The organism is Streptomyces griseosporeus (genome assembly GCF_014656055.1).
GTDB lineage: Bacteria > Actinomycetota > Actinomycetes > Streptomycetales > Streptomycetaceae > Streptomyces > Streptomyces griseosporeus.
Map to the genome: position 1 here is coordinate 281,253 of NZ_BNBR01000003.1, position 24,555 is coordinate 305,807.

General features: G+C 71.8%; 24 protein-coding genes and 2 riboswitches. Of the genes, 11 read left to right on the top strand and 13 right to left on the bottom strand.

Annotated elements, in window-relative coordinates:
* Positions 1-13 precede the first annotated feature (13 nt).
* The 7 genes from IE308_RS16010 to IE308_RS16040 all read right to left on the bottom strand — a co-directional run bounded on the left by IE308_RS16010 (position 14) and on the right by IE308_RS16040 (position 7,871).
* Positions 14-1,111 carry an ABC transporter ATP-binding protein gene (locus tag IE308_RS16010; protein ID WP_110630854.1) on the bottom strand — a complete coding sequence of 366 codons (1,098 nt, stop codon included), beginning with the start codon at positions 1,109-1,111 and terminating at the stop codon, positions 14-16.
* Positions 1,108-2,109: an ABC transporter permease gene (locus tag IE308_RS16015; RefSeq protein ID WP_110630851.1), complete on the bottom strand. Its 1,002-nt coding sequence runs from the start codon at positions 2,107-2,109 to the stop codon at positions 1,108-1,110. Before IE308_RS16015 ends, IE308_RS16010 begins: the two co-directional genes overlap by 4 nt.
* A 111-nt stretch (positions 2,110-2,220) precedes the next feature.
* Positions 2,221-4,014, bottom strand: coding sequence for an ABC transporter substrate-binding protein (locus tag IE308_RS16020; protein ID WP_190218480.1), 1,794 nt, complete (start codon positions 4,012-4,014; stop codon positions 2,221-2,223).
* Between the two features lie 69 nt (positions 4,015-4,083).
* Positions 4,084-5,091: an ABC transporter permease gene (locus IE308_RS16025; RefSeq protein ID WP_190218481.1), complete on the bottom strand. Its 1,008-nt coding sequence runs from the start codon at positions 5,089-5,091 to the stop codon at positions 4,084-4,086.
* A gap of 306 nt (positions 5,092-5,397) precedes the next feature.
* Positions 5,398-6,159, bottom strand: a complete 762-nt coding sequence (locus tag IE308_RS16030; RefSeq protein WP_110637131.1) for an enhanced serine sensitivity protein SseB C-terminal domain-containing protein — start codon at positions 6,157-6,159, stop codon at positions 5,398-5,400.
* A 152-nt stretch (positions 6,160-6,311) separates the two neighbouring features.
* Entirely contained in the window at positions 6,312-7,103 is a 792-nt protein-coding gene (locus IE308_RS16035; protein WP_190218482.1) for an enhanced serine sensitivity protein SseB, read from the bottom strand.
* A gap of 102 nt (positions 7,104-7,205) precedes the next feature.
* Complete coding sequence (locus IE308_RS16040; protein ID WP_190218483.1) at positions 7,206-7,871, bottom strand: AAA family ATPase; 666 nt, start codon at positions 7,869-7,871, stop codon at positions 7,206-7,208.
* A 169-nt stretch (positions 7,872-8,040) separates the two neighbouring features.
* Positions 8,041-8,141, top strand: a riboswitch (glycine riboswitch).
* Positions 8,142-8,251: riboswitch (glycine riboswitch) on the top strand.
* A gap of 42 nt (positions 8,252-8,293) precedes the next feature.
* On the opposite strand from IE308_RS16040, the gene gcvT reads away from it, so the two are divergent.
* From gcvT to IE308_RS16075, 7 genes are all read left to right on the top strand, one after another.
* Positions 8,294-9,421 carry a glycine cleavage system aminomethyltransferase GcvT gene (gene gcvT, locus IE308_RS16045; RefSeq protein WP_190218484.1) on the top strand — a complete coding sequence of 376 codons (1,128 nt, stop codon included), beginning with the start codon at positions 8,294-8,296 and terminating at the stop codon, positions 9,419-9,421.
* 108 nt (positions 9,422-9,529) lie between these two features.
* Positions 9,530-9,907: a glycine cleavage system protein GcvH gene (gene gcvH / locus IE308_RS16050; protein WP_110630840.1), complete on the top strand. Its 378-nt coding sequence runs from the start codon at positions 9,530-9,532 to the stop codon at positions 9,905-9,907.
* 15 nt (positions 9,908-9,922) lie between these two features.
* Entirely contained in the window at positions 9,923-11,188 is a 1,266-nt protein-coding gene (gene glyA / locus IE308_RS16055) for a serine hydroxymethyltransferase (RefSeq protein ID WP_110630838.1), read from the top strand.
* Positions 11,189-11,248: 60 nt separating this feature from the next.
* Positions 11,249-12,616, top strand: a complete 1,368-nt coding sequence (locus IE308_RS16060) for an L-serine ammonia-lyase (RefSeq protein ID WP_110630836.1) — start codon at positions 11,249-11,251, stop codon at positions 12,614-12,616.
* Between the two features lie 79 nt (positions 12,617-12,695).
* Positions 12,696-13,253: a glycoside hydrolase family 25 protein gene (locus IE308_RS16065; protein ID WP_110630834.1), complete on the top strand. Its 558-nt coding sequence runs from the start codon at positions 12,696-12,698 to the stop codon at positions 13,251-13,253.
* Positions 13,254-13,409: 156 nt separating this feature from the next.
* Positions 13,410-14,603 (top strand): acyltransferase family protein, encoded by a 1,194-nt coding sequence (locus tag IE308_RS16070; protein WP_110630832.1) that lies wholly within the window; start codon positions 13,410-13,412, stop codon positions 14,601-14,603.
* A 46-nt stretch (positions 14,604-14,649) separates the two neighbouring features.
* Entirely contained in the window at positions 14,650-15,192 is a 543-nt protein-coding gene (locus IE308_RS16075) for an MOSC domain-containing protein (protein WP_190218485.1), read from the top strand.
* Positions 15,193-15,198: 6 nt separating this feature from the next.
* On the opposite strand, the gene IE308_RS16080 is transcribed toward IE308_RS16075, so the two are convergent.
* Positions 15,199-15,861 (bottom strand): NADPH-dependent F420 reductase, encoded by a 663-nt coding sequence (locus IE308_RS16080; protein WP_110630828.1) that lies wholly within the window; start codon positions 15,859-15,861, stop codon positions 15,199-15,201.
* Between the two features lie 135 nt (positions 15,862-15,996).
* Positions 15,997-16,989 carry a zinc-dependent alcohol dehydrogenase family protein gene (locus IE308_RS16085; protein WP_110630826.1) on the bottom strand — a complete coding sequence of 331 codons (993 nt, stop codon included), beginning with the start codon at positions 16,987-16,989 and terminating at the stop codon, positions 15,997-15,999.
* 101 nt (positions 16,990-17,090) lie between these two features.
* On the opposite strand from IE308_RS16085, the gene IE308_RS16090 reads away from it, so the two are divergent.
* A complete protein-coding gene (locus IE308_RS16090) occupies positions 17,091-18,014 on the top strand; it encodes an AraC family transcriptional regulator (protein WP_190218486.1) in 924 nt (307 codons plus the stop codon).
* A 15-nt stretch (positions 18,015-18,029) separates the two neighbouring features.
* Here IE308_RS16090 and IE308_RS16095 read toward each other — a convergent pair whose 3' ends face one another.
* The gene (locus IE308_RS16095) at positions 18,030-18,725 is read right to left on the bottom strand and encodes a FadR/GntR family transcriptional regulator (protein ID WP_190218487.1); all 696 of its coding nucleotides are present in this window, start codon (positions 18,723-18,725) and stop codon (positions 18,030-18,032) included.
* Between the two features lie 199 nt (positions 18,726-18,924).
* On the opposite strand from IE308_RS16095, the gene IE308_RS16100 reads away from it, so the two are divergent.
* Both IE308_RS16100 and IE308_RS16105 read left to right on the top strand, forming a co-directional pair.
* Positions 18,925-20,634: a 2-isopropylmalate synthase gene (locus IE308_RS16100; RefSeq protein WP_190218488.1), complete on the top strand. Its 1,710-nt coding sequence runs from the start codon at positions 18,925-18,927 to the stop codon at positions 20,632-20,634.
* The gene (locus IE308_RS16105; RefSeq protein ID WP_190218489.1) at positions 20,631-21,419 is read left to right on the top strand and encodes an ABC transporter ATP-binding protein; all 789 of its coding nucleotides are present in this window, start codon (positions 20,631-20,633) and stop codon (positions 21,417-21,419) included. The genes IE308_RS16100 and IE308_RS16105 overlap by 4 nt, the downstream gene beginning before the upstream one ends.
* A 66-nt stretch (positions 21,420-21,485) precedes the next feature.
* Here the strand turns inward: IE308_RS16105 and IE308_RS16110 are convergent, their stop codons facing one another.
* On the bottom strand, positions 21,486-21,698 hold the full coding sequence (locus tag IE308_RS16110) for an EF-hand domain-containing protein (RefSeq protein WP_110630818.1): 213 nt from the start codon (positions 21,696-21,698) through the stop codon (positions 21,486-21,488).
* A 139-nt stretch (positions 21,699-21,837) separates the two neighbouring features.
* On the opposite strand from IE308_RS16110, the gene IE308_RS16115 reads away from it, so the two are divergent.
* Positions 21,838-22,473, top strand: a complete 636-nt coding sequence (locus IE308_RS16115; protein ID WP_190218490.1) for a GNAT family N-acetyltransferase — start codon at positions 21,838-21,840, stop codon at positions 22,471-22,473.
* Positions 22,474-22,516: 43 nt separating this feature from the next.
* Here IE308_RS16115 and IE308_RS16120 read toward each other — a convergent pair whose 3' ends face one another.
* Together IE308_RS16120 and IE308_RS16125 are read right to left on the bottom strand one after the other, a co-directional pair.
* Positions 22,517-23,710 carry a YncE family protein gene (locus tag IE308_RS16120; RefSeq protein ID WP_190218491.1) on the bottom strand — a complete coding sequence of 398 codons (1,194 nt, stop codon included), beginning with the start codon at positions 23,708-23,710 and terminating at the stop codon, positions 22,517-22,519.
* Complete coding sequence (locus tag IE308_RS16125; protein WP_190218492.1) at positions 23,710-24,531, bottom strand: polysaccharide deacetylase family protein; 822 nt, start codon at positions 24,529-24,531, stop codon at positions 23,710-23,712. Before IE308_RS16125 ends, IE308_RS16120 begins: the two co-directional genes overlap by 1 nt.
* Positions 24,532-24,555: the final 24 nt, after the last annotated feature.

Consider the following 24,555-nt stretch of genomic DNA (forward strand, 5'->3'; position numbering starts at 1 on the left):
TTGGAGTTCTCGCTCACAGCTTCGGCGCAATCTCTTCGGCCCAGATACGCTCCCGCTGCTCCCGGGTCATGTGGCAGGCGGCCCAGTGCTTGCTGCCGACCTCGGTCAGCTCGGGTCGGACCGTGCGGGTGACGTTGTCCTTGGGGATGTCGGCGTACGGGCAGCGCGGGTTGAAGGCGCAGCCGGACGGGACGTTGATCAGGGACGGCGGGGATCCCTTGACGGGGATCAGCCGTTCCTGCTGCTCGCGGTCCAGGCGCGGCATCGAGCCGAGCAGACCCCAGGTGTAGGGGTGGCGGGGCTCGTAGAACACCTTGTCGGCGGGGCCGCGCTCGACGCACCGGCCGCCGTACATCACCAGCAGGTCGTCGGCGAGTTCGGCGACGACACCCAGGTCGTGGGTGATGATGATGACCGCGGAGCCGAACTCCTTCTGCAGGTCCCGGATCAGGTCCAGGATCTGCGCCTGGACGGTCACGTCCAGGGCGGTCGTCGGCTCGTCCGCGATGAGCAGCTCGGGGTTGTTGACCAGCGACATCGCGATCATCGCACGCTGGCGCATACCGCCGGAGAACTCGTGCGGGTAGCTGTCGACGCGCTTGTCCGGCTGCGGGATGCCGACCCGGTCGAGCATCTCGACCGCGCGGCGCCTGGCGGTCTTCTTGTCGACGTCGTGGTGGATCCGGTACGCCTCCACGATCTGCTGCCCGATCGTGTAGTACGGGTGCAGCGCGGACAGCGGGTCCTGGAAGATCATCGCCATCTGACGGCCGCGCAGCTTGCGCACGTGGTCCGGGTCGGCGGACAGCAGCTCGGTGCCGTCCAGCCAGATCTCACCGGAGATCTGCGCCTTGCGCTTGCCGTACTGGCCGGCGGTGTGCAGGCCCATGATGCCGAGCGAGGTCACCGACTTGCCGGAACCCGACTCGCCCACGATGCCGAGGGTCTTGCCCTTCTCCAGCTGGAAGCTCAGCCCGTCGACGGACTTGACCAGGCCGTCGTCGGTCGGGAAGTGCACCTTCAGGTCGCGCACTTCCAGGAAGGCGGACGGCGGACGCGAGGCGGACGTGGGCTCGCCCACGGCTGCTCCGCTCTTGCTGAGTTCGGTCATGCGAGCCTCACTCGGGGGTCGATCACGGCGTACAGGATGTCCACCACGAGGTTGGCGAAGAGCACCGCCAGCGAGGTGATCAGGGTGACGCCCACGATGATGGGCAGGTCCTGGTTCCTGATGGCGAGCAGCACCTCACGGCCCAGGCCGGGAAGGTTGAACGTGGACTCGGTCAGGATCGCGCCGCCGATGAGGGCGCCGAGGTCCATGCCGAGCATGGTGAGGATGGGCGTCATCGTGGAGCGCATGGCGTGCTTGCGGATGACGATGCCCTCCCGCAGACCCTTGGCGCGCGCGGTACGGATGTAGTCCTCGCCGAGGATCTCCATCATCGTGGCCCGCGTGATGCGCGCGTACATGGCCGCGTAGAGGAACGCGAGGGTGACCCAGGGCAGGATCATCGCGCTGAACCACTTGGCGGGGTCGTCCGCGAGGGGCACGTAGTCCGAGCTGAACCAGTTCAGCGGTCCGTAGACGAAGATCGCCAGGGTGAGCATGCCCGTGAAGTAGATGGGCAGGGAGACACCCGCGAGGGCGACGACCATCGCGCCGCGGTCCCACAGGGAGCCCCGCTTGAGCGCGGAGAGCACGCCCGCCGCGACACCGAGGATCAGCCACAGCACGGCGGCGCCCAGCGCGAGTCCCAGGGTCACCGGGAAACGGTCCTTCAGCACCGGCCAGATGGCCTGCTCACTGCGGAAGGAGTAGCCGAAGCAGGGCGCCGAGCAGTTGATCGTGTCGCCGCCGCCCGAGTACGTGCGCCCCACGAAGAGGCCCTTGAAGAACTCCCAGACCTGGACGAAGACGGGGTCGCCCAGACCGAGCTTCTCCCGCACCCCCTCGACGGCGGCGGGGTCGGCCTGCTTGCCCACGAAGCTCAGGGCGATGTCGACGCCCGCCCACTTGGGGACGATGAAGAAGATGCTGAAGACCACCGTGATGATGACCACCAGCATCACAGCGGCGGCGAACAACCGCCTGATGAGGTAAGCGAGCACAGCTCTCGGCCCGCCGCGGACCGCGGGCCACCGGAGATCGTCCGATGGCCCGCGGTCACGCCGCGCCGGCCTTCACCTGCCTTTCGTGCCGTACGGCGGGTGTGCCGGTTGTCAGGAGGCGGACTTCAGACCGAGGTTGACGAAGTCGTACTGACCGCTGTAGCCGTCGGTCGTGTAGACGTTCGCCAGCCGGCTGGAGCGCCAGTTGATGAACTTCTCGAAGACGAAGGGCAGGTAGTAGGCGCCGTCCATGACCTTGTGGTTGATCTGGGTGGCGATCTGCGTCTTGCCCGCGTCGTCGAGCGTCTTGTTGTACTGGTCGAACAGGCCGTCGATCGACTTGTCCTTGATCAGCGCGTAGTTGTTGTTGCCGCTCTCCAGGATGTACTTGCTGTCCCACAGCGGCAGACCGAAGCCCTGGACCGACGGGAAGTCGGCGCCCCAGCCCATGATGATGATGCCGAAGCCCTTCTTCTGGACGTTCGAGGGGCTGCCGATGATGCCGGCGGTCTGGGAACCGTCGTACTGGTGGATCTGGGCGTTGACGCCGATCTTCTTCAGCGACGCCTGGAGCGACTGGGCGGTGGCCACCTCGACCGGCTTGTTGTTACGCACCGCGATGGTGGTGGAGAAGCCGTTCGGCTTGCCGCACTGCTTCAGCTCTTCCTTGGCCTGGGCGACGTTGCCGTTCTTGTTGGCCCCGTTGAGCTGGTACGGGTCGTACTTCTGGCCCTCGCCGCCCGGGATGCCCGGAGGCAGCATGTTGGTACCGATGTCACCACCGGCCAGCGGGCCGCCACGCGCGGTCTGGAGCGACTCGTGGTCGGCGCCGAGGATCACGGCCTTGCGGCAGTGGATGTTGTCGAACGGCTTGACGCTCTGCGGGAAGACCGCGTAGCGGATGAAGCCGGAGACCGGGTTGTCCAGGTTGGCCTTGTGCTGCTTCAGGGCGGTGGTGCGGCCCTGCGGCGACATGCCGGTCTGGTTGATGTCGAGGTCCAGGTCGCCGGTGATCAGACGCTGGTCCAGGTCGTTGGCGTTGGAGAAGATGTCGACGGTGATCTTGTCCGGGTACGCCTTGCGGACCGGGTCCGAGGACTGCTTCCAGTTCTCGTTGCGGACCAGCGTGAGGCTCTTGCCCGGGCTGTAGGACTGGAACTTGTACGGGCCCGAGGAGAACGGGTGCAGGCCGTACTTGGACTTGGTGTCCTTGTCCTGGCGCACCGGCGAGGCGGAGGTCAGGCCGACCATGGCCTCGAAGTCGGCGTTGGGCGTCGGGAGGTGGAAGACGATGGTCTTGTCGTCCGGGGTCTCGATCGCCTTCAGGCCGAGCTTGTCGGCGGAGGTGTCCTTGTAGGGACCCTTGTACTCGCCCTTGGGGTCGAGGACGTCCTTCAGGTAGGTCGGGCCGCCGGAGAGGACGTCCTGCGCCCACACGCGCTCGATGCCGTACTTGACGTCCTTGGAGGTGACGGGCTTGCCGTCCTCCCAGGTCGCCCCGTCACGCAGGGTGTAGGTGTAGGTCTTGCCGCCGTCCGAGACCTTGGCGAGGCCGGTCGCGAGGTCGGGGGTGAGGGTGGCACCCTCCTGGCCCGGCGAGGTCTTGAACGTGACGAGCTGACGGCTGTAGTAGCGCGAGAAGTTCCACATGAAGCCGTAGTAGCCACGCGTGGTGTCCCACGAGTCGGCGTCCTGCGCGGCGCCGAACTTCAGGGTGCCGCCCTTCTTGGCCAGGTCGGCCTGGGCGACCTTGTTGTTCGCGGCGTCGAAGCCGGCGGCGCCGGTCTTCGAGCCCCCGCCGTTGTCGTCGCCACCGCCGCACGCCGCCGTGGTCAGCAGCGCGGCGACCCCGATGGCAGCGGCCAAGGCCTGCTTGCGCCGCCCTGAGGTGCGTTGGGTAGTCACGGTCTCGGATCCTCCGGATTTGATGAGAGACCCCGTGTCAGGTGCCACGGGACGTTGGGGTACGGCAGGTCAGCGGGAGCCCTTCGGGTCCAGCGCGTCCCGGACGCCGTCACCGAAGAGGTTGAAGGCAAGGACGGTGATGAAGATCGCCACACCGGGGACCACCATGTACATGGGGTCCGACTGGTAGTAGTCGAGCGCGCTCGAGAGCATCTGCCCCCAGGAGGCCGTGGGCGGCTTGACGCCCACGCCCAGGAAGCTGAGTGCCGCCTCGGTGAGGATGTTCGTGGGGATCATCATCGTCGTGTACACGATGATGGGGGCGACGAGGTTGGGCAGGAGCTCCTTGAACAGGATGTAGATCCGCCCGGCGCCGAGCGAACGGGCCGCCTCGACGTACTCGCGCTCGCGCAGCGACAGCGTCTGGCCGCGCACCACTCGTCCGATGTAGGGCCAGCCGAAGAAGCCGATGACCAGGACCATCACCAGGACGGGGACGCTCGAGCCGCTCAGGCCGAGCAGTTTGTCCGGCATGACGGACACCAGCGCGATGATGAAGAGTAGCTGCGGGAAGGCCAGCAGGCCGTCCATGATGCGGCTGATCAGGGAGTCGATCCAGCCGCCGAAGAAGCCGGCGAGGACACCGAGGACGGTGCCGAGGACGACCGCCACCAGGGCTGACAGGAAGCCGACCAGCAGGGAGATGCGGGCGCCGTAGAGGATGCGGGCGAGGATGTCGCGGCCGTTGACCGGCTCGACGCCCAGCAGGTGGTCGCCGCTCATGCCGCCCATGCTGCCCTTGGGCGTGCCGAACAGCGGGTCGATGAGGTTCTCGTGATACTCGTTCGGATCCTGTCCGAGCAGGTTGGTGAGAACCGGGGCGAGCAGGGCGATCACGATGAGGACGAGCACCACGACGCCGCCCGTCAGGGCGAGCTTGTCCCGCTTCAGGCGCTCCCAGGCGATCCGGCCCAGCGACCGGCCCTGGACGGCCTTGGCGTCGGCGCTGGCTACCGCCGCTTCGTCGGCCGCGCTCGGGGCCGCTTCCGCGGTCGGCTCGTGCAATGGTGCCGTCATCTGGCAGGGACCCCTCTCAACCGGCGGTAGCCGGCCCGCACTTGCCGCTGTAGCGGCGTGGTCAGTCCGTCGTACACAGGGGCGAAACACCCCTGTCGCCGGAGTCTTCAACGCTTTGGCGATCTGTTGCCAGACTTGGCGGTGAATGGATGCGTAAACGTGATGCTGTCCTGGGGGTTCCGTTATCCGGACAGCAGATTACGCCGGTCGGACGCGGATGATCTGGGGCAATTGGGGCAGATGCGGTTGATTACCCTGCATCTACGCGCGAAGAGTGCCGGAGGGGCGCTCGGGGCGCGGTGACGCTCAGTACCGGCCGGGGGCGGGCGGCGGGTAGCCGTAGCCGGCCGCCGGGGCCTGGACCGGGGCGGTCGCGTGGGCCTCGCGGTCGTAGAAGGGCCGGGCCTTCGCCCGCATCCACATCACGACCGGGTCGTGGTCGTCCGACATCGCCACGGTGGAGACGGGCAGCCCGTCCGGCACGGCGGTGACGGACTGCTGCATCATCGCGCGTACGGCGTCCACGGCCTGCGGGGAGGTGTCGTACACCTCCAGGCCGATGGCGAGGTACGGCGCGCCGAGGGCCGGCTGCACCCACGCGCGGCGCAGCGCGCGCACCGCGGAGGTACGGTGGGCGTTCTGCGCGAGCAGGGCGTAGAACTGGGGGATCTCGATGGCCGGCTCGGACAGCCGGAGCGGGCCGGCCGGCTGGCGGTCCAGGCCGGTGGCGATGCGGCGCAGGTCCAGCCAGGGGATGCCGACGCCGCCGCCCGGGGCGTGCGGGTTGAGCCAGAGGCCGTAGTGGTCGGGGTACAGGGTGCGGGCCACGTCGAGCCCGTCGACCACTTCGTACGAACGGTTCCAGCCGCTGGCGCTCAGCTCCTGGGCGGAGGTGACGCAGGGCGCGTAGCCGTGGCCGCCGACCTCCATGTTGCCGTACTGGGCGTCCGGGGAGCCGGCCTGGCCGTGCCACAGGAGCATCCAGACCTGGCCGGAGCCGGGGGTGGCGAGCGCGCGCAGGAGCGCCTCGTAGGCGTCGTAGCGCCCGGGCGTCACCTGGCGCAGCATGTGCTCGACCTGCCCGGTCGCGGCCGTGCCAGCGCTCACTTTGTATCGCCCCTTCGTTCAACACCCTCGGCCGAGCTATGAAATCAGGTTAAGCGGTGGGTCGGGAGGGCCGGGCCGGTTGCGCGGGCCCGGCCGCCCCGCGCCGCCCGGCGTCACAGGGCCCGCTGGTAGAAGGGCCGGACCCGCTCCCGCAGCCAGTCCGCGACGGGGTCCTGGGCCACGTCCATGAGGATCAGGTTGACCGGCCACCGCACGGGGACCTTGCCGAGGGCGCGGCCGAGGGCGTCCAGGGGGGCGGTGCGCAGGTCGCCCTCCCACTGGGAGAGTTCCACGCCGACGAACATCACCGGGTCGGCGGTCTCCACGGCGGCCAGGCAGCGGCGGGCCGTCAGGACGACGCCGATCGCCTCGAACTCGGCGGAGGCGGCGGCGAGGAAGTCGACGGGGTCGTCCTGCCAGTCGGGCTCGAACAGCCGCACCCGGCCGCCGCTCGCGGGCCCGTCCAGCGGGGTACGCCCGACCCGGCACAGCTCGGCGACGGCCTCCGGCGGCAGCGGGACCCCGACCACGCCGCCGGGGTTGACCGCGACGCCGACCTGCGGGGGCAGACCGCGGGCGAACTCCACGGCGGGGGCGATGGTGTACGCCATGTGGGCGCCGGTGACCTGCCGGAACTGCTCCTCGGAGCTGAACACCGGGACGTAGGCCTGGCCGTCGATCTCGGTGGTCGGCAGGTCGAGGGGGCCGCTGTGCGGACCGCCGCCGCTGGGCAGCGGCACCCACACGAAGCTGCGCCCCAGCACCTCGATGATCCGCCCGCCCGCGCCGGGCACGCCGAGGGAGGCGGACAGCACCTCCTCCAGCTCGTTGCCGGGCCACCCGCCGTGCGGGTGGGGGTGCGCCTGCGCGGGAAACTCCGCGGGAAGATCCGCCGGGAAGTCCATCTCTCCCTACCGTCCGCCTGCCGTCTGCCAACTGCCGTCCGCCGGATGCCGGAAGACCGCTCCTGTGGCGGAAAGGCTAACGGGTACCGCCGACAGGGCCCGTCAGCCCGTGAACGCGATGCGCCGGAGGGCCGTCGCCGCCTCGCGGTCCAGCAGGACGGCCGAGGCGCAGCCGGGGGGCAGGGCGCCGGTCTCCACGGCGTGCACCAGGCGGGACGCCGCCCTGCGGTGGCGCAGGAAGGCGTAGCGGGAGACGCCCCGGCCGCGTTCGCGCTGGCCCTCCAGGGCCTCCTGCGGCGGGACGTCGAGGAGGACCAGGTGGAGTGCGCCGCCCCGGCGGCGGGCCTCCCGGGCCAGCCAGGCGCGAACCCAGGCCTGGGTGCCGCAGTCGTGCACGACCACGCCCTCGCCGGTGCGCAGGGCGCGGCGCAGCCCGGCGTAGTGGGCGAGGCGGACCAGGGGGCGGTAGACGGCGTAGGGCAGGACGCGGGACAGGCGGGCGTCCCAGCGGTCGCGGGTGTCCTGGGAGTCGACGCGCAGGCCCCGCACCGCCCGGCGCATCAGGGTGGACTTGCCGCTGCCGGGCAGACCCGTGATCACGACCACGTCCCGGGCGCCGAAGAGCAGCGCGTGCAGCCCGCGCCCCCCGCGGTCGCGCAGGTCGCGGACGACCGGGGCCGGGCGGGCCGGCGCCGCGGGGGCGGCCGGCTGCCGGGGCACCGCGATGCCCGATGTGGTCGCGTACGCCGTCGTCCTGTCCACCGTCATCGTCCTCCCCTGGGCCAGGCAATGAACCTGCCCGTCGAGCGTAAAGAGAAGGTAATGCCGGATGCCCCGCGTTTTTGTTCGCGTACCGCCACAAGCCGGTTACAGATGCGGCCTGCCGCGATCGGGCCGGGCGTGCAATGATGTCCGCGCCAACTGCATACCGGCCGTTTGAATCCGCGCGGGAGAGTTCCCGGCCCCCAGGGGGTCCGGGGCGCCGAAGGAGCAAGTCCCTCCCTTGAATCTCTCAGGCCCCGTTACCGCGCGGGCGAGGCACATCTGAAAAGCGGACCGCCGCCCGCGGCGGTCCCACCCAAGGTGCAAGCCAGGGCCACCCGGTGGTCATGGCGAACCTCTCAGGTTCCGATGACAGATGGGGAGGAACGCTTCCTCGCCTGTCCTGTTCCCTGGGAGACGACCGTCCGATGAGCAGTACCGAATCCGCCGCGCCGCGGCACACCGCGCTCGACGCCGTGCACCGCTCGCTCGGCGCGACCATGACCGACTTCGCCGGCTGGGACATGCCGCTGCGCTACGGCTCCGAGCGAGACGAGCACAACGCCGTCCGCACCAAGGCCGGCCTCTTCGACCTCTCCCACATGGGCGAGATCACCGTCACCGGCCCGCAGGCCGCCGCCCTCCTCGACCACGCGCTGGTCGGCAACATCGGCGCGGTGAAGACCGGCCGTGCCCGCTACACCATGATCTGCCAGGCCGACGGCGGCATCCTGGACGACCTGATCGTCTACCGGCTCGCCGAGACCGAGTACATGGTCGTCGCCAACGCCTCCAACGCCCAGGTCGTCCTCGACGCGCTGACCGAGCGCGCCGCCGGCTTCGACGCCGAGGTCCGCGACGACCGCGACGCCTACGCGCTGATCGCCGTGCAGGGCCCCGAGTCGCCCGGCATCCTCGCCTCCCTCACCGACGCCGACCTCGACGGCCTGAAGTACTACGCCGGCCTACCCGGCACCGTCGCCGGCGTGCCCGCCCTCATCGCCCGCACCGGCTACACCGGCGAGGACGGCTTCGAGCTGTTCGTGAAGCCGGAGCACGCCGTCGAGCTGTGGCAGGCGCTGACCAAGGCCGGCGAGGGCGCCGGACTGGTCCCCTGCGGCCTGTCCTGCCGCGACACGCTCCGCCTGGAGGCCGGCATGCCGCTGTACGGGCACGAGCTGACCGCCGAGCTGACCCCCTTCGACGCCGGGCTCGGCCGGGTGGTGAAGTTCGACAAGGAGAGCGACTTCGTGGGCCGCGAGGCGCTCGCCGCGGCCGCCGAGCGGGCCGCGGACAACCCGCCGCGCGTCCTGGTCGGTCTGGTCGCCGAGGGCCGCCGGGTCCCGCGCGCCGGGTACGACGTCGTCGCCGGCGGCGAGGTCATCGGGAAGGTCACCTCCGGCGCCCCCTCCCCCACGCTGGGCAAGCCGATCGCCATGGCCTACGTCGACGCCGCCCACGCGGCCCCCGGCACGCCGGGTGTCGGCGTGGACATCCGCGGCACCCACGAGCCGTACGAGGTCGTGGCGCTGCCGTTCTACAAGCGGCAGAAGTGACACCGTCGTAAGGTCCGGCCGTGACATAGGGCACATCTGCCCTGGTCACGCATGTCCTGCGCAGTCCCCATTCACCAGCACTCCCCCGCGTACAGGAGAATTCAGGCCATGAGCAACCCCCAGCAGCTGCGTTACAGCAAGGAGCACGAGTGGCTGTCGGCCGCCGAGGACGGCGTGGCGACGGTCGGCATCACGGAGCACGCGGCGAACGCCCTCGGCGACGTCGTCTTCGTCGAGCTCCCGCAGGTCGGCGCCACGGTCACCGCGGGCGAGACCTGCGGCGAGCTGGAGTCGACCAAGTCCGTCTCCGACCTGTACTCGCCCGTGACCGGTGAGGTCACCGAGGTCAACGAGGACGTCGTCGCCGACCCGTCGCTGGTGAACTCGGCCCCCTTCGAGGGCGGCTGGCTGTTCAAGGTGCGCGTCGCGGAGGAGCCGGCCGACCTGCTCTCCGCCGACGAGTACACCGAGTTCTCCGCCGGCTGAGGGGTCGAAGAGCCGATGACTGTCCTGAACACGTCCCTGCACGAGCTGGACCCCGAGGTCGCCGCGGCCGTCGACGCCGAGCTGGCGCGCCAGCAGTCCACCCTGGAGATGATCGCCTCCGAGAACTTCGCGCCGCTCGCGGTGATGGAGGCCCAGGGGTCGGTCCTCACCAACAAGTACGCCGAGGGCTACCCGGGCCGCCGCTACTACGGCGGCTGCGAGCACGTCGACGTCACCGAGCAGATCGCCATCGACCGGGTCAAGGAGCTGTTCGGCGCCGAGTACGCCAACGTGCAGCCCCACTCCGGCGCCTCCGCCAACCAGGCCGCGCTGTTCGCGCTGGCCCAGCCCGGCGACACCATCCTGGGCCTGGACCTGGCGCACGGCGGCCACCTGACCCACGGCATGCGCCTGAACTTCTCCGGCAAGCAGTTCAACGTGGTCGCCTACCACGTGGACGTGGAGACCGGCCTGGTCGACATGGCCGAGGTCGAGCGGCTCGCCAAGGAGCACCGCCCGAAGGTGATCATCGCCGGCTGGTCGGCGTACCCGCGCGAGCTGGACTTCGCCGAGTTCCGCCGGATCGCCGACGAGGTCGAGGCCTACCTGTGGGTCGACATGGCGCACTTCGCGGGCCTGGTCGCGGCCGGTCTGCACGCCAACCCGGTGGAGTACGCGGACGTGGTGACCTCCACCACGCACAAGACGCTCGGCGGGCCGCGCGGCGGCATCATCCTCGCCAAGCAGGCCTTCGCGAAGAAGCTGAACTCGTCCGTCTTCCCGGGCTTCCAGGGCGGTCCCCTGGAGCACGTGATCGCGGCCAAGGCGGTCTCCTTCAAGGTCGCCGCCTCGGAGGACTTCAAGGAACGCCAGCGGCGTACGGTGGAGGGGGCGCGCATCCTCGCCGAGCGGCTCACCGCCGCGGACGCCCGTGAGGCCGGGGTCAACGTGCTGTCCGGTGGTACGGACGTGCACCTGATCCTGGTCGACCTGCGCGAGTCGGAGCTCGACGGCCAGCAGGCCGAGGACCGGCTGCACGAGGTCGGCATCACGGTCAACCGCAACGCCGTGCCCAACGACCCGCGTCCGCCGATGGTGACCTCCGGTCTGCGCATCGGTACGCCGGCCCTGGCGACCCGCGGCTTCACGGCCGAGGACTTCGCCGAGGTCGCGGACGTGATCGCGCAGGCCCTGAAGCCGTCCTACGACGCGGAGAGCCTCAAGGCCCGGGTGAAGGCGCTCGCCGACAAGCACCCGCTGTACCCCGGCCTGAACAAGTAAGTCCCCGGCGGGGGCACCCGGCGATCCCGGGTCCCCGCCACCCCGTCCTGAGGAGTGACCGTGGCCATCTCGGTCTTCGACCTGTTCTCGATCGGCATCGGCCCGTCCAGCTCCCACACCGTGGGCCCGATGCGCGCGGCCCGCATGTTCGCCCGCCGGCTGCGCAACGAGGGCCTGCTGGGCTCCGTCGCCTCGGTGCGCTGCGAGCTGTACGGCTCGCTGGGCGCGACCGGCCACGGCCACGGCACCCCCAAGGCGGTGCTGCTGGGCCTGGAGGGCGACTCGCCGCGCACGGTCGACGTGGAGTCCGCCGACGAGCGGGTGGAGTCGATCAAGGCGCAGGGCCGGATCCGGCTGCTCGGCGAGCACGAGATCCCCTTCTCCTTCGACGACGACCTCGTCCTGCACCGCCGCAAGGCGCTGCCGTACCACGCCAACGGCATGACGATCTGGGCGTACGACGCCGACGGCGCCGAGGTGCTGTCGAAGACCTACTACTCGGTGGGCGGCGGCTTCGTCGTCGACGAGGACGCGGTCGGCGAGAACCGCATCAAGCTGGACGACACGGTGCTGAAGTACCCGTTCCGCACGGGTGACGAGCTGCTGCGGCTGACGCAGGAGACCGGCCTGTCGATCTCCGCGCTGATGCTGGAGAACGAGCGCGCCTGGCGCACCGAGGAGGAGATCCGCGAGGGTCTGCTCGACATCTGGCGCGTGATGCAGGCGTGCGTGGCGCGCGGCATGTCCCGCGAGGGCATCCTGCCCGGTGGCCTGCGGGTGAAGCGGCGGGCGGCGACGACGGCCCGCAAGCTGCGCTCCGAGGGCGACCCGCAGGCGCTCGCGATGGAGTGGATCACCCTCTACGCGATGGCGGTCAACGAGGAGAACGCGGCCGGCGGCCGGGTGGTGACCGCCCCGACGAACGGCGCGGCCGGCATCATCCCGGCGGTGCTGCACTACTACATCAATTTCGTGCCGGGCGCCGACGAGGACGGCGTGGTGCGCTTCCTGCTGGCCGCGGGCGCGATCGGCATGCTCTTCAAGGAGAACGCGTCCATCTCCGGCGCCGAGGTCGGCTGCCAGGGCGAGGTCGGCTCGGCCTGCTCGATGGCGGCGGGCGCGCTGGCGGAGGTGCTGGGCGGCAGCCCGGAGCAGGTGGAGAACGCCGCGGAGATCGGCATGGAGCACAACCTGGGCCTGACCTGCGACCCGGTCGGCGGGCTCGTCCAGATCCCGTGCATCGAGCGCAACGGCATGGCGGCGGTCAAGGCGGTCACGGCGGCCCGGATGGCGATGCGCGGCGACGGCTCGCACAAGGTGTCCCTGGACAAGGTCATCAAGACGATGAAGGACACCGGCGCCGACATGTCGGTGAAGTACAAGGAGACCGCGCGCGGCGGCCTCGCGGTGAACATCATCGAATGCTGAACGACCGCAGGCGTCAGCGGCGTTGATGCCGGGCATACAACAACTCCCGTCCCCCCACTCGCTCGTACGGGAGTCCCCCATGCTGCGCGGCATCGACGTGAGCGCGTACCAGCCCTCCGCCTACGACACGCACGGCCTCTCCTTCGTCTTCGTCAAGGCGACGGAGGGCCGCTCCTACGTGAACCCCAAGCTCACCGCCCAGGCCAAGCACGGCCGCGACGCAGGTCTGGTCGTCGGCTTCTACCACTTCCTGTGGCCGGGCAACCTGACGGCCCAGGCCGAGTACTTCCTGAGCAAGGCCCCGGAGCGCCGCGGCGACATCCTGGCCGTCGACTGGGAGACGACGGGCGCGGGCACCCACGCCACGAACGCGGAGAAGGACACCTTCCTCCGCACCCTGAAGAAGCTGCGCCCGCACAACCGGGTGGTCCTGTACTGCAACCGGCACTACTGGCTGACGGTCGACTCGACGTCCTACGCCGGCGACGGCCTGTGGATCGCCGACTACGTCACCGCGGGCAAGCCCCGCATCAAGGCGAAGTGGCGCTTCCACCAGTACAGCTCCGAGCCGCACGACAAGAACGTGGCGGACTTCGCGAGCGCGGCGGCCCTGCGCTCCTGGGCTCTGCCCGAGTGAATCGCGTCACTCGCCCCCAACCGTCCACAGCAGTCCCACAACCATTTCATCGCTCCATCGGTCGAATGAGCGAGAGTTTCATGGCGCGTACAGCCTTCTTGGCAGGCGGGCGGCCCGAGACTGGGCAGTGGAGACAGGACGCCGAACGGTGGACGCATGACGCAGACGGAACACAGGGCAGTGATCGGGACCGCCTCGGGGCGGGCGGACGAGGAGGTGGTGGCGCCGAGGGTGGTCGTCGGGCGGCCCGCCGTCCGTGAGAACCGGCTCGCCGCGCTGGACGGGCTGCGGTTCCTCGCCGCGCTGTCGGTCGTCCTCTTCCACTTCATCGGGCAGACGCGCTGGGCGATGATCGAGATCTGGGGGCGGCCGTACCAGGAGCTGTTCCCGGAGGCGCACCGCTGGTTCGCCTTCGGCCGGCTCGGGGTCGATCTGTTCTTCCTGATCAGCGGCTTCGTGATCTGTATGAGCGCCTGGGGGCGCAGCCCGCGGGACTTCTTCATCTCGCGGGTGACGCGGCTGTACCCGATGTACTGGATCGCGATCGTGGTGTCGGCGTGTGTGATCTACGCCGTCGAGACGCCCTTCGGGCGGCCCAACCCGCGCGTGCTGTTCGCCAACTTCACGATGCTCCAGGTGCCGCTCGGCGTGGACAGCCTGGACCCGGTCTACTGGACGCTCTGGCCGGAGCTGTGCTTCTACCTGACGTTCGCGGTCGTGGTGTGGAAGGGCCTCAGCTACCAGCGCGTGGTGGTGTTCTGCGGTGTGTGGACGGTCGCCGCCGTGCTGGCGCCCGCCGCGCACATCCCGCTGCTGACGCTGCTGATCAACCCGACCTCGGCGCCGTACTTCATCGCGGGCATGGCCTTCTACCTGATGTACCGCTTCCGGCCGACCCCGCTGCTGTGGGGCATCGTCGCCATGTCGTGGCTGCTGGCGCTGCACTTCCTGCTCAACCCGCACGGGCGCAACAACTGGGCGACCTGGGCGCCGTGGCGCGGCTGGCTGGTCCTGGTGGTCACGGTGTTCTTCGTGCTGATCGCCGCGATCGCGCTGGGCTGGACGCGGTGGATCCGCTGGCGCGGGCTGACGGTGCTGGGGACGCTGACGTTCCCGCTGTACCTGCTGCACGACATCATCGGCATGACGGTCGCCCACCACTTCGGCCGCCGTATGGACCCCTGGGTGCTGGTCGGCGTGACCGTGGCCGGGCTGGTCGTCCTGTCGTATCTGGTCCAGCGCTTCCTGGAACGTCCGCTCGCGCAGGCCATGCGGCGCTCCCTGCGCAGCGCGGCCTTCGACCTGCAACCCCCGTCGCCGCGCCGCCCCCGCCCTGGCCGTAGGCTCTGACCTGCGGTTCGACTCGGAGCCGCGCGACGAGGGGAGCGGCTCGGCCATGAGTGGGACGGTCGTCGCGGTCAGCAGGAACAGCACGTACAGCTTCACCAAGCCGAACCGGGAGAGCATCACGCTGCTCGCCGGGTTCGGCGTGGAGGGCGACGTGCACGCGGGGACGACGGTGAAGCACCGCTTCCGGATGAAGAAGGACCCCTCGCAGCCGAACCTGCGCCAGGTGCACCTGATGCACGCGGAGCTGTTCGACGAGGTGCGCGAGGCCGGCTTCGATGTGGCGGCCGGTCAGCTCGGGGAGAACGTGACGACCCGTGGAATCGATCTGCTCGGCCTGCCGCGGGGGACGCGGCTGGTCCTCGGTGAGGAGGCGGTCGTCGAGGTGACCGGCCTGCGCAATCCGTGCGCGCAGATCGACGGCTTCCGCAAGGGGCTGCTGAAGCAGGTGGTGGGGAAGGACGCCGACGGCCGGCCCAGCTTCCGGTCCGGGATCATGGGTGTCGTCGTCGGCGGGGGCGTGGTGCGGCCCGGGGACCCCGTCCGGGTCCTGCTGCCGGAGGGGCCGCACCGGCCCCTGGAGATCGTCTGAGGGCGGTCAGCCGCGCAGCGCCTCCGGGCGCTGCGGCGAGGCCTCCGCGAGCGCCTTGCGCACGTCCTCCGCGCCGGCCCGCAGGCCGTAGACCGGGGTGCCGGGCTGCTGCCGCCAGGAGTCGTCGATGCCGCCCGCGTCGACGGTGTCGAAGCCCAGCTCGTCGATGAGAGCCCGCACCTTCGCCTTGGCCGCCTCGTCGTCGCCGGCCACCGGCAGCGCCAGCCGCTCGGGGTGTCCGGCGGGCAGCGGGCGGTCCAGGAGGTCCTGGGCGTAGGTGCCGTTGAACGCCTTGATCACCGGGTGGCCGATGCGGCGCTCGGTCCAGCGGCTCTCGGTGATGCCCTCGTCCTCGATCTCGTCGATACGGCCGTCCCGCTCGCGCGGGTAGTAGTTGCCGGTGTCGATGACGGCCACGCCCTCGGCGGCGTGGTCGAGGAAGCCGTCGGGCAGGTCGGGCACGGCCTTCACGGGCACGGTGACGACGACGATCTCCGCGTCGCGTGCCGCGTCCCCGGCCCGCACCGGTGTCGCGCCCGTCTCCTCGGCGAGGGCGGTGAGGGTGTGCGGGCCGCGGGAGTTGGCGACGGAGACGTCGTGGCCGAGGGCGGTGAGCCGCCGGGTGAGGTTGCCGCCGATGTGGCCCGCGCCGATGATGCCGATCTTCATGCCGGGACGCCCTTCCAGAGTGGATGCATACGCATGTTTCTGGTGGGGCTCAACCCGGCCCGGCCACGGGCTATTCCACCGGCACCCGGACCGCACCCGTCCGGCCCGCACCCGTCCGGCCCGCGCCCCTCCTGCTCACACCCGCACGACGATCTTCCCGGTGTGCCGGTTCGACTCCATCAGCCGGTGGGCGTCGCCGATGCGGTCCAGGCCGTCGAAGACCTCGGCGACGACGGGGCGCAGGGTGCCGTCGGCCAGGCCGGAGCCGACGTAGTGGGCGGCGCGGCGGCGGCCCTCGGCGGTGCCGAGGAGCGCGAAGTTGCTGTAGCCGTGGACGGTCAGCGGCCACTGCATGGGCAGCAGCGCGGGCTGCGCGTCGAGCCAGCCGTAGCAGATCATCCGGCCGTCCTCGGCCGCGGCCCCGCCCAGCTCGGCGAAGCCGGGGCCGCCGATCGCGTCCAGGACGATCTCGGCGCCCCGCCCGCCGGTCAGCCGCCGGGTCTCCTTCACGACGTCCTCGCCGTCGCTGACGATCACATGCTCGGCGCCCAGGTCGAGCAGCTGCCGCCGCTTGGCCTCGGAGCGGGTGGTGGCGATCGGTACGGCACCGGCGCGCCGGGCGACCTGGAGCGCGGCGGTGCCGACGCCGCCGGCCGCGCCGGTGACCAGGACGTGGTCGCCGGGGGCGAGCGCGGCGCGCTCCACGAGGGCGCCGTACGCCGTCGTGTAGGTGACCCAGACCGCCGCCGCCGTCACCTCGTCGACGCCGGCGGGGCGCGGCACGACCATGGTGTCGGGCAGCAGGACCCGGTCGCCGTACACGCCGTGCGCGCTGAGCTCGAAGTTGGCCGCGGACATGACCGGGTCGCCGGGCGCGAACGCGGTGACGCCCTCGCCGACGGCCTCGACGGTGCCGGCGGCCTCGTAGCCGTTGCGGGAGGCGGGGAAGGTGGGCTGGTAGAAGTAGCCGCCGGAGCGGAAGAGCGCCTCGGCGCGGTTGAGGGCGACGGCGGCGACGCGGACGAGGACCTCGCCGGGGCCGGGGGCGGGCAGCCGGACCTCCTCGACCGTCAGGACGCCGGGGCCGCCGAGTTCGTGAAAGAGCACGGTGCGTGCGGTGGTTGACATGCCGTCGACGCTATGGGGCGCCCGGGAGACGATCCATGCCCGCCGGTCTCGCTTTCCTGTCCGTTCGTCTCGCCGGGGCCGACGGCCGCTACCGTACGGCCATGGACGTACTGAGCGACGCCGTCGCCGCGATGCGCAGCGGGCGGCCGCACTCCGGTCTCCGGGACAAGTACGCGCCCTGGGGGCTGCGGTTCGCGGCGTCGGAGGGCGCGGGGTTCCATGTCGTGCTGCGCGGGTCGGCGTGGCTGCGGCCCTCGGAGGGCGAGCCGGTCGCGCTGGGTCCGGGGGACGTGGTGTTCCTGGCACACGGTCGCGGGCACGCGCTGGCCAGCGGGCCCGGCGTGGAGCTGGAGGACGTACGGCTGGAGGCGGACGGCAGCTGGCCCTCGCTGCCCCCGCCGGAGCCCGGGGCGCCCCCGGCGGACACGGTGATGCTGTGCGGCGCGTACACCCTGGACCGCTCCCGGGCGCATCCGCTGCTCGCCGAGCTGCCGGAGGTGGTGCACCTGCCGGCCCGGGTGGGCGCGTACGGCTCGCTGCGGACGGCGGTGGAGCTGCTCGGGCGGGAGCTGGAGGAGCGCGGGCCCGGCTCGGACACCATCGTGACGTCGCTCCTGGACACCCTGCTGCTGTACATCCTGCGCGCCTGGTGGGAGGGGGCGCGGCACGGCGACGGACATCCCACCGGCTGGGCGGCCGCGCTGACCGACCCGGCGGTGGCGGCGGCGCTGCGGGCGATCCACGCGGACCCGGCGCACCCGTGGACGGTGGAGGAGCTGGGCTCGGTCGGCGGGCTGTCCCGGGCGGCGTTCGCCCGCCGGTTCACCGCGCTGGTGGGGTCGCCGCCGCTGGCGTACCTCACCTGGTGGCGGATGACCACGGCCGGCCGGCTGCTGCGGGGCGAGGACGTGCCGCTGCGCCGGGTGGCCGAGCGCACGGGCTACACCTCGGAGTTCGCCTTCGCCAAGGCCTTCAAGCGGGAGTTCGGGGTGACGCCGGGGCAGTACCGCCGGCGGGCGTCCTAGGGGCTGTCTCGCCCCCTAGCCTTCCCCGCCCCCCAATTGTCCGAAGGGGTCCTCCAGTTCCTCGGTCACCACCGCCACCGCGGCCTCCGCGTCGCCGTCCGCGACGGCGCGCAGGATCGCCTCGTGGGCGTCGTCGGCGTGGTTGGGATCGTCCGCGCGCAGGCCGGTCAGGGCGAGCAGTTCGGTCAGGCCCTTGCGCAGGACGGGGGTGAACTGCGCGAACAGTCCGGACAGGACGACGTTGTGCGCGGCGGCGACCACGGCCGCGTGGAAGGCGATGTCGGCGTCGACGAAGGTCTGGTCGTCGGCCGCGGCGGCGGCGCGCCGTGCCTGGAGCGCGGCCCGGAGGGCGGTGACGTCCTCGTCGGTGCGGCGCCGGGCGGCCAGCCGGGCGGCGTGCACCTCGACGGCGATGCGGACCTCGTAGACGTCGGTGACGGCGGCCCGGCGCAGCTGCGCGGGGAAGTCCTCGACGGGCGCGGTGGCGGTGACGAAGACCCCGGCGCCCTGCCTCGGCCGCACGAGCCCCGCGCCGGCGAGGGCCCGCAGGGCCTCGCGGACGGTGGAGCGGCCGACGCCGAGTTCCTTGGCGAGGGTCGTCTCGCCGGGGAGTTTCGCGCCGACGGGCCAGGTGCCGTCGGCGATCCGGGCGCGCAGGCGGGCGGCGGCCTGTTCGACCAGGGGGCTGGGGCGGAGCGGGCCGGTCTCCATCGGGGGGTCACCAACTTGTCTGAGGAGTGTCTCGAAATCACTTGTCTGAGGACCTGAGGGGTGACTAGCGTACCGGTCATGACGCTCCGCGGTCTGCTCCTCCTCGGCTGCCGCGGCGGGGCCTGACCTGACCGGCACCCCGCCGCGGGGTGCCGTGCCGCCGGTCACCGTCCGACCGAGCCGGAGAGGCAAGCAGACGATGACCCCGACCGACGTATGGAATCCGCAGCGGCCCAGCGGGATGCCGTACCACCGCTACCGCCCCCACCACGAGCGCGTGCGTGTGCCCGTGTCCGAACGCGGCTGGCCCGCCGCCCGCATCGAGCGCGCCCCGCTGTGGGTCCCGGTCGACCTGCGCGACGGCAACCAGGCGCTGGCCGAGCCGATGGACCCGGCGCGCAAACGGCGCTTCTTCGACCTGCTGGTCCGCGTGGGCTACAAGGAGATCGAGGTCGGCTACCCGTCCGCCAGCCGCACCGACTTCGACTTCGTACGCCACCTGGCGAGCGCGGATGCCGGGCTTCCCGACGACGTCACCCCGGTCGTCTTCACCGCGGCCCGGCCCGACCTGATCGAGCGCACCTTCGCGTCCATCGAGGGCCTGCCGCGGGCCGTGGTCCATCTGTACGTCGCCACCTCGCCGGTGTGGCGCGAGGTCGTGCTCGGCCGGGACCGCGACGGGGTGCGGCGGATCGTGCGGGAGGCGGCCGAGCTGATGGCCCGGCGCGCCGGGGACACGCCGTCGGTGCGGTTCCAGTTCTCGCCCGAGACCTTCAACCTGACCGAGCCGGACTTCGTCCTCGAACTCTGCGACGAGCTGACGGAGTTCTGGGACGCGAGCCCGGACCGGCCGGTCACCCACAACCTGCCGGCCACCGTGGAGATCGCCACCCCGAACGTCTACGCCGACCAGATCGAGTACATCCACCGGAACCTGGCCCGGCGCGACTCCGTCATCCTCTCCGTCCACCCGCACAACGACCGCGGCACCGGCGTCGCGTGCGCCGAACTCGCCGTGCTGGCGGGGGCGCAGCGCGTCGAGGGATGCCTCTTCGGCAACGGCGAGCGCACCGGCAACGTCGACCTGGTGACCCTCGCGCTGAACCTGTACGCCCAAGGCGTCGACCCCATGGTCGACCTCGGCGACATCGACGCGGTGCGCGAGACGGCCGAGCACTGCAACCGGCTCCCGGTGCACCCCCGCCACCCCTACGCCGGCGACCTGGTGTACACGGCGTTCTCCGGCACCCACCAGGACGCCATCAGCAAGGGGCTCGCCCATCACGCGCGCACGGCACGGGAGTCGGGGGTGCCGGAGGGTGAGGCGCCCTGGTCGGTACCGTATCTGCCGATCGACCCGGGCGACGTGGGCCGCTCCTACGAGGCGGTGATCCGGGTCAACTCCCAGTCCGGCAAGGGCGGGGTGGCGTACCTGCTGCGCACGCGGGCCGGGCTGGACCTGCCGGAGCGGATGCGGCCCGACTTCGCCCGCGTGGTGCAGGAGGCCACGGACGACAGCGGTGCCGAGGCCACGCCGAAGGAGCTGGAGGAGCTGTTCCGGGCGACGTATCTCGCCGACGGCGGGGTCCGGCCGGCCGTCTGGTCGGTGCACACCGACCCGTCCGGCGCCCACCGCTTCGTCTGCACGCTGGACACCGGCGACCGGACCGCCGACCTGGAGGGCACCGGCAGCGGGCCGCTGACCGCGTTCGCCGACGCGCTGACCGGCGCCGGGTACACCGTCGAGGTCCTGGAGGTCACCGACCACCCGCTGGACGGGGGCACGGCCGCCTACGCCGAGTGCCGCGTCAACGGCACCGCGGTCTGGGGCGCCGGCGTCGAGACCTCCGCCCTCGCGGCCCGGGTCCAGGCGGTCGTCTCGGCGGTGAACCGGGCGGCCGCCCGGTGACGGAGGTCCTGCGGGCCCGGCAGGTGCGGGTCGTGCGGGACGGGCGGCCGGTGCTCCAGGACGTCTCCCTCACCGTCCGGGCGGGCGAGCACTGGGCGCTGCTCGGCGCCAACGGCGCCGGCAAGTCCACGCTGCTCGGCCTGCTCGGCGCCCGCTTCCATCCGACGCACGGCACGGTGGAGGTGCTGGGCCGCCGGCTGGGCCGGGTGGACGTGCGGGAGCTGCGCTCGTACGTCGGCCATGTCGATCCCCGTCATCCGCTCACCGAGCCGCTCACCGTGCGGGACGTCGTCCTGACCGGCCTGACCAACTCCGTGGCACCGCTCCCCCGGTGGCGTCCCACGCCCGCGCAGGAGGCCCGCGCCGACCGGCTGATCGGGACACTGGGCCTGGCCGGGCACCGCACGGCCCGCTGGCCCGTCCTCTCGCAGGGGCAGCGGGGCCGGACCCTGATCGCCCGGGCGCTGATGCCCGAGCCGCGGCTGCTGCTCCTGGACGAGCCGGCGACGGGCCTGGACCTGCCGGGCCGGGAGCGGCTGCTGGAGGCGCTGGACGCGCTGCGCCGGGAGCACCCGCGGCTGGCGACGGTGCTGGTCACCCACCACCTGGAGGAGCTGCCGGCGCACACCACGCACGCCGTGCTGCTGCGCGAGGGCCGGGTGCTCGCCCACGGCCCGGCGGCCGGCGTCCTCACCGGCGAGCGGGTCGGCGCGTGCTTCGGCCTGCCGCTGGCCCTGGAGCGGCACGACGGACGCTGGAGCGTACGGATCCGGCGCCGGGCCTGAGGGCCGTCCCGGCACGGCGAAGGGGCGCCCCTCCGGTGAACGGATGGGCGCCCCTTGTGCCGTGCCTCACTTGTTCAGGTAGGCCCAGAACTCGTCGAAGGACAGCTGCTTGTCGCCGTCCAGGTCACGGCTGGCGATGATCGCCTCGGCGACCGTGTCCGTGACGTTCCAGTCGCCGCCCTGGGCGAGCGCGGTCTTGAACTCGGCAGCGGTGATCTGGCCGTCCCCGTCCGTGTCGATCCGCTCGAACTGCTTGCGTGCTTCCTCGATGTCCGCCACCGATCCGCCCCTTTTGTCGCGTTTTTCCGGTACACCTGGCGTAGTGCCGCAGGTCAGATTAACGGCCCGTGGGTGCCTCCCGTGCGGCTGCCCTGTGTGAGTCTTGGCCTGCTGCGGTACGAAGAGACGAGGAGCGGGCGTGGGGCAGGGGCTGCGGGACATTCTTCAGGCGGCGGCGCGGGGCGTCTTCCCGCCCGCGGACGGCGGGACGACCGTCGTGCCGCAGCACGACCGGCGCGACGCGGGGGTGATGGCGTTCACCGCGCACTCGGTCGTCTTCACCGACGAGGACCCGGACTGGGTGTACGGCACGCTGGGCGCCCTGGACTGCGACCCGCTCGCCGCCACGATGAACCCGCGCTTCCTCGCCGCCTTCCTGGACCGCACCGGACGCACGACCGAGACCATCGACGCGGTGCTGGTCGCCGACCCGCTGCCGGGCGAGCCGCCGCTCGCGCTGCGGGAGGTCGGCTCGGACCATCCCCGGGTGGCCTACGCCCGCGCGCGCCGCGACGGCGTGCGGGCCTGGACGGCCGAGGGCGGGGTCCTGGTCATGGGCCGCGGGGTCGCCGGGCGTCTTGAGGTGTCCGTGGAGGTGGACGAGGACGTACGGCACCGGGGGCTGGGCCGCGCCCTGGTGGCGGCGGCGCGGCAGCTGGCGGACGAGCCGCTGTGGGCGCAGGTCTCGCCGGGGAACGCCCGCAGCGCGCGGGCGTTCCAGGCGGCGGGCTACCGGCAGGTGGGCGCGGAGGCGCTGCTGCGGCTGCCCCGGTAGGCGGTGCGGCCGCTGCTGCGGGCTGCCCCGGCAGGCGGCGCGGTCAGCGGAAGATGCCGGTGTGGCCGAGGGAGTAGCGGCCGGGCTGGGGGTAGACGGCGAGGCCGTGCGGGCCGCTGCCGACCTTGATGCGGGCGAGCTGTTCGCCGGTGCGGGTGTCGACGGCGTACACCTCGGAGTTGTAGCGGCCGGACAGCCACAGCACCTTGCCGTCGGCGGAGACGCCGCCCATGTCGGGGCTGCCGCCGTCGGGCAGCCGCCACTTCCTGGTGACCTTCTGCTGCTGGAAGTCGAAGACGGAGATGGTGCCCTCGCCGCGGTTGGAGACGTACATCTCGCGCGAGTCGCGGCTGACGTACAGGCCGTGGGTGCCCTTGCCGGTGGGCAGCAGGGTCGGCTGGGTGAACTTGTCGCCGTCCAGCACCCACATGCCGTCGGCCACCATGTCGGCGATGTAGAACCGCTTGCCGTCGGGCGAGACCTTGACGTCCTGCGGCATGGCCCCCTTGAACGGGAGCTTCTGCTGCCCGATCACCTTCATCTTCGCGGTGTCGACCTTCAGCAGTTCGCCGCTGAACTCGCAGGAGACGATGAAGTAGCGGCCGTCGAGGGAGAAGTCGGCGTGGTTGACGCCGTAGCAGGTGACGGGGACGGTCTTCTTGCGCGCCATGGTGTGCGGGTCGCGGAAGACCAGTTCGCGGTCGAGGGAGGCCATGACGACGGCGTACTTGCCGTCGGGCGTGAAGTACAGGTTGTACGGGTCGTGCACGTCGACCGGCTTCCCCGCCTTCCCCGTCTTCGGGTCGATGGGGGTGAGGGTGTGGCCCCGGTTGTTGTTGACCCACAGGGTCTTCATGTCCCAGGAGGGCACGACGTGCTGGGGCTGCCGGCCGACCCGGATCGTGTCGATGATCCTGTACGTCTTCGGGTCGATGACGGAGACCGTGTCCGACTCGGTGTTGGGCACGTACACCCGGGACGGGAAGCCCTTGACGACCGGGGAGAGCCGGTTGGGGCGGTCGGCGGCGTAGACGTCCTTCGGGTCGAGGACGGGCGGCATGCCGGGCAGGCCCTGGACGGCCGGCGGCTGCCTCTTCTTCGCCGGGGCGGGCACGGCGGCCTTGGTGGTCCCGTCGGCCTGCCGGTCCTCGCCCCCGGTGCCGCAGGCGGCGAGGGCCGCGGCGGCGAGCAGGGCGGTGCCGGTGAGCAGGGCGCGGGTGGGGCGCATGGTGGGCATCAGCTGAGCAGCTCCGTGGTGGTGACCGCGCGCAGGCCGCGGCGGTCGAGTGCGTTCAGTACGGCGGGGAGCGCGGCGACCGTGTCGGGGTGGCCGAAGTGCAGGCTCACCACGGATCCGGCGCGGACCCGGGCGAGGACGGTGCGGGTGACGGCGTCGGCGCCGGGCGCGGTGTAGTCGAGGGAGTCCACGTCGTAGGAGAGGACGTGGGGGTAGCCGGCCTCGCGGGCGAGGCGGGCGACGAGGGGGGAGGCGCGGGGTGCGCGGGAGGGGCGGAACCAGGTGCCGATGGATCCGGTGAGCCGCTTCAGCCGCTCGGCGCAGGCGGTGATCTCGGCGCGGGCCTCGGCTTCCGGCATCGCGTCGATGTCGAGGTGGCGGTGGGTGTGGTTGCCGAGGTCGTGGCCGCCGTCGAGGATGCGGCGGGCCAGCTCGGGGTGGTCGTCCAGCCAGGTGCCGACGGCGAGGACGGTGACGCGGGCGCCGTGCCGTTCGGCCTCGGTGAGCAGGGCGCGGGCGGTGGCGGGGTCGCCCTGGCCGTGGAAGGTGAGGGCGACGCGGGGGTGGGTGCGGGGGCCGTGGGTAATCTGGTCCGGCTGGCCGGGGAAGCGACGGGGGCCGGGTGCCGCGGGCGGCTTGTGTTCCGGGGTGGGCTGTCCCGGACCGGGCTGCTTCGGGCCGGGCTGCTCCTGGGTGGGCTGTTCCGGTGTGGGGGACATGACGGTGCCGGCGCCGGTGGGCGTGCAGGCGGGGGTGACGGCGGCCCCCGCGAGGAGGGCGGCGCCGGCGCGGAGCGCTGCGCGGCGGTCGGTGGAGGTCACCGGACCATTTAAGGCGCGTTATAG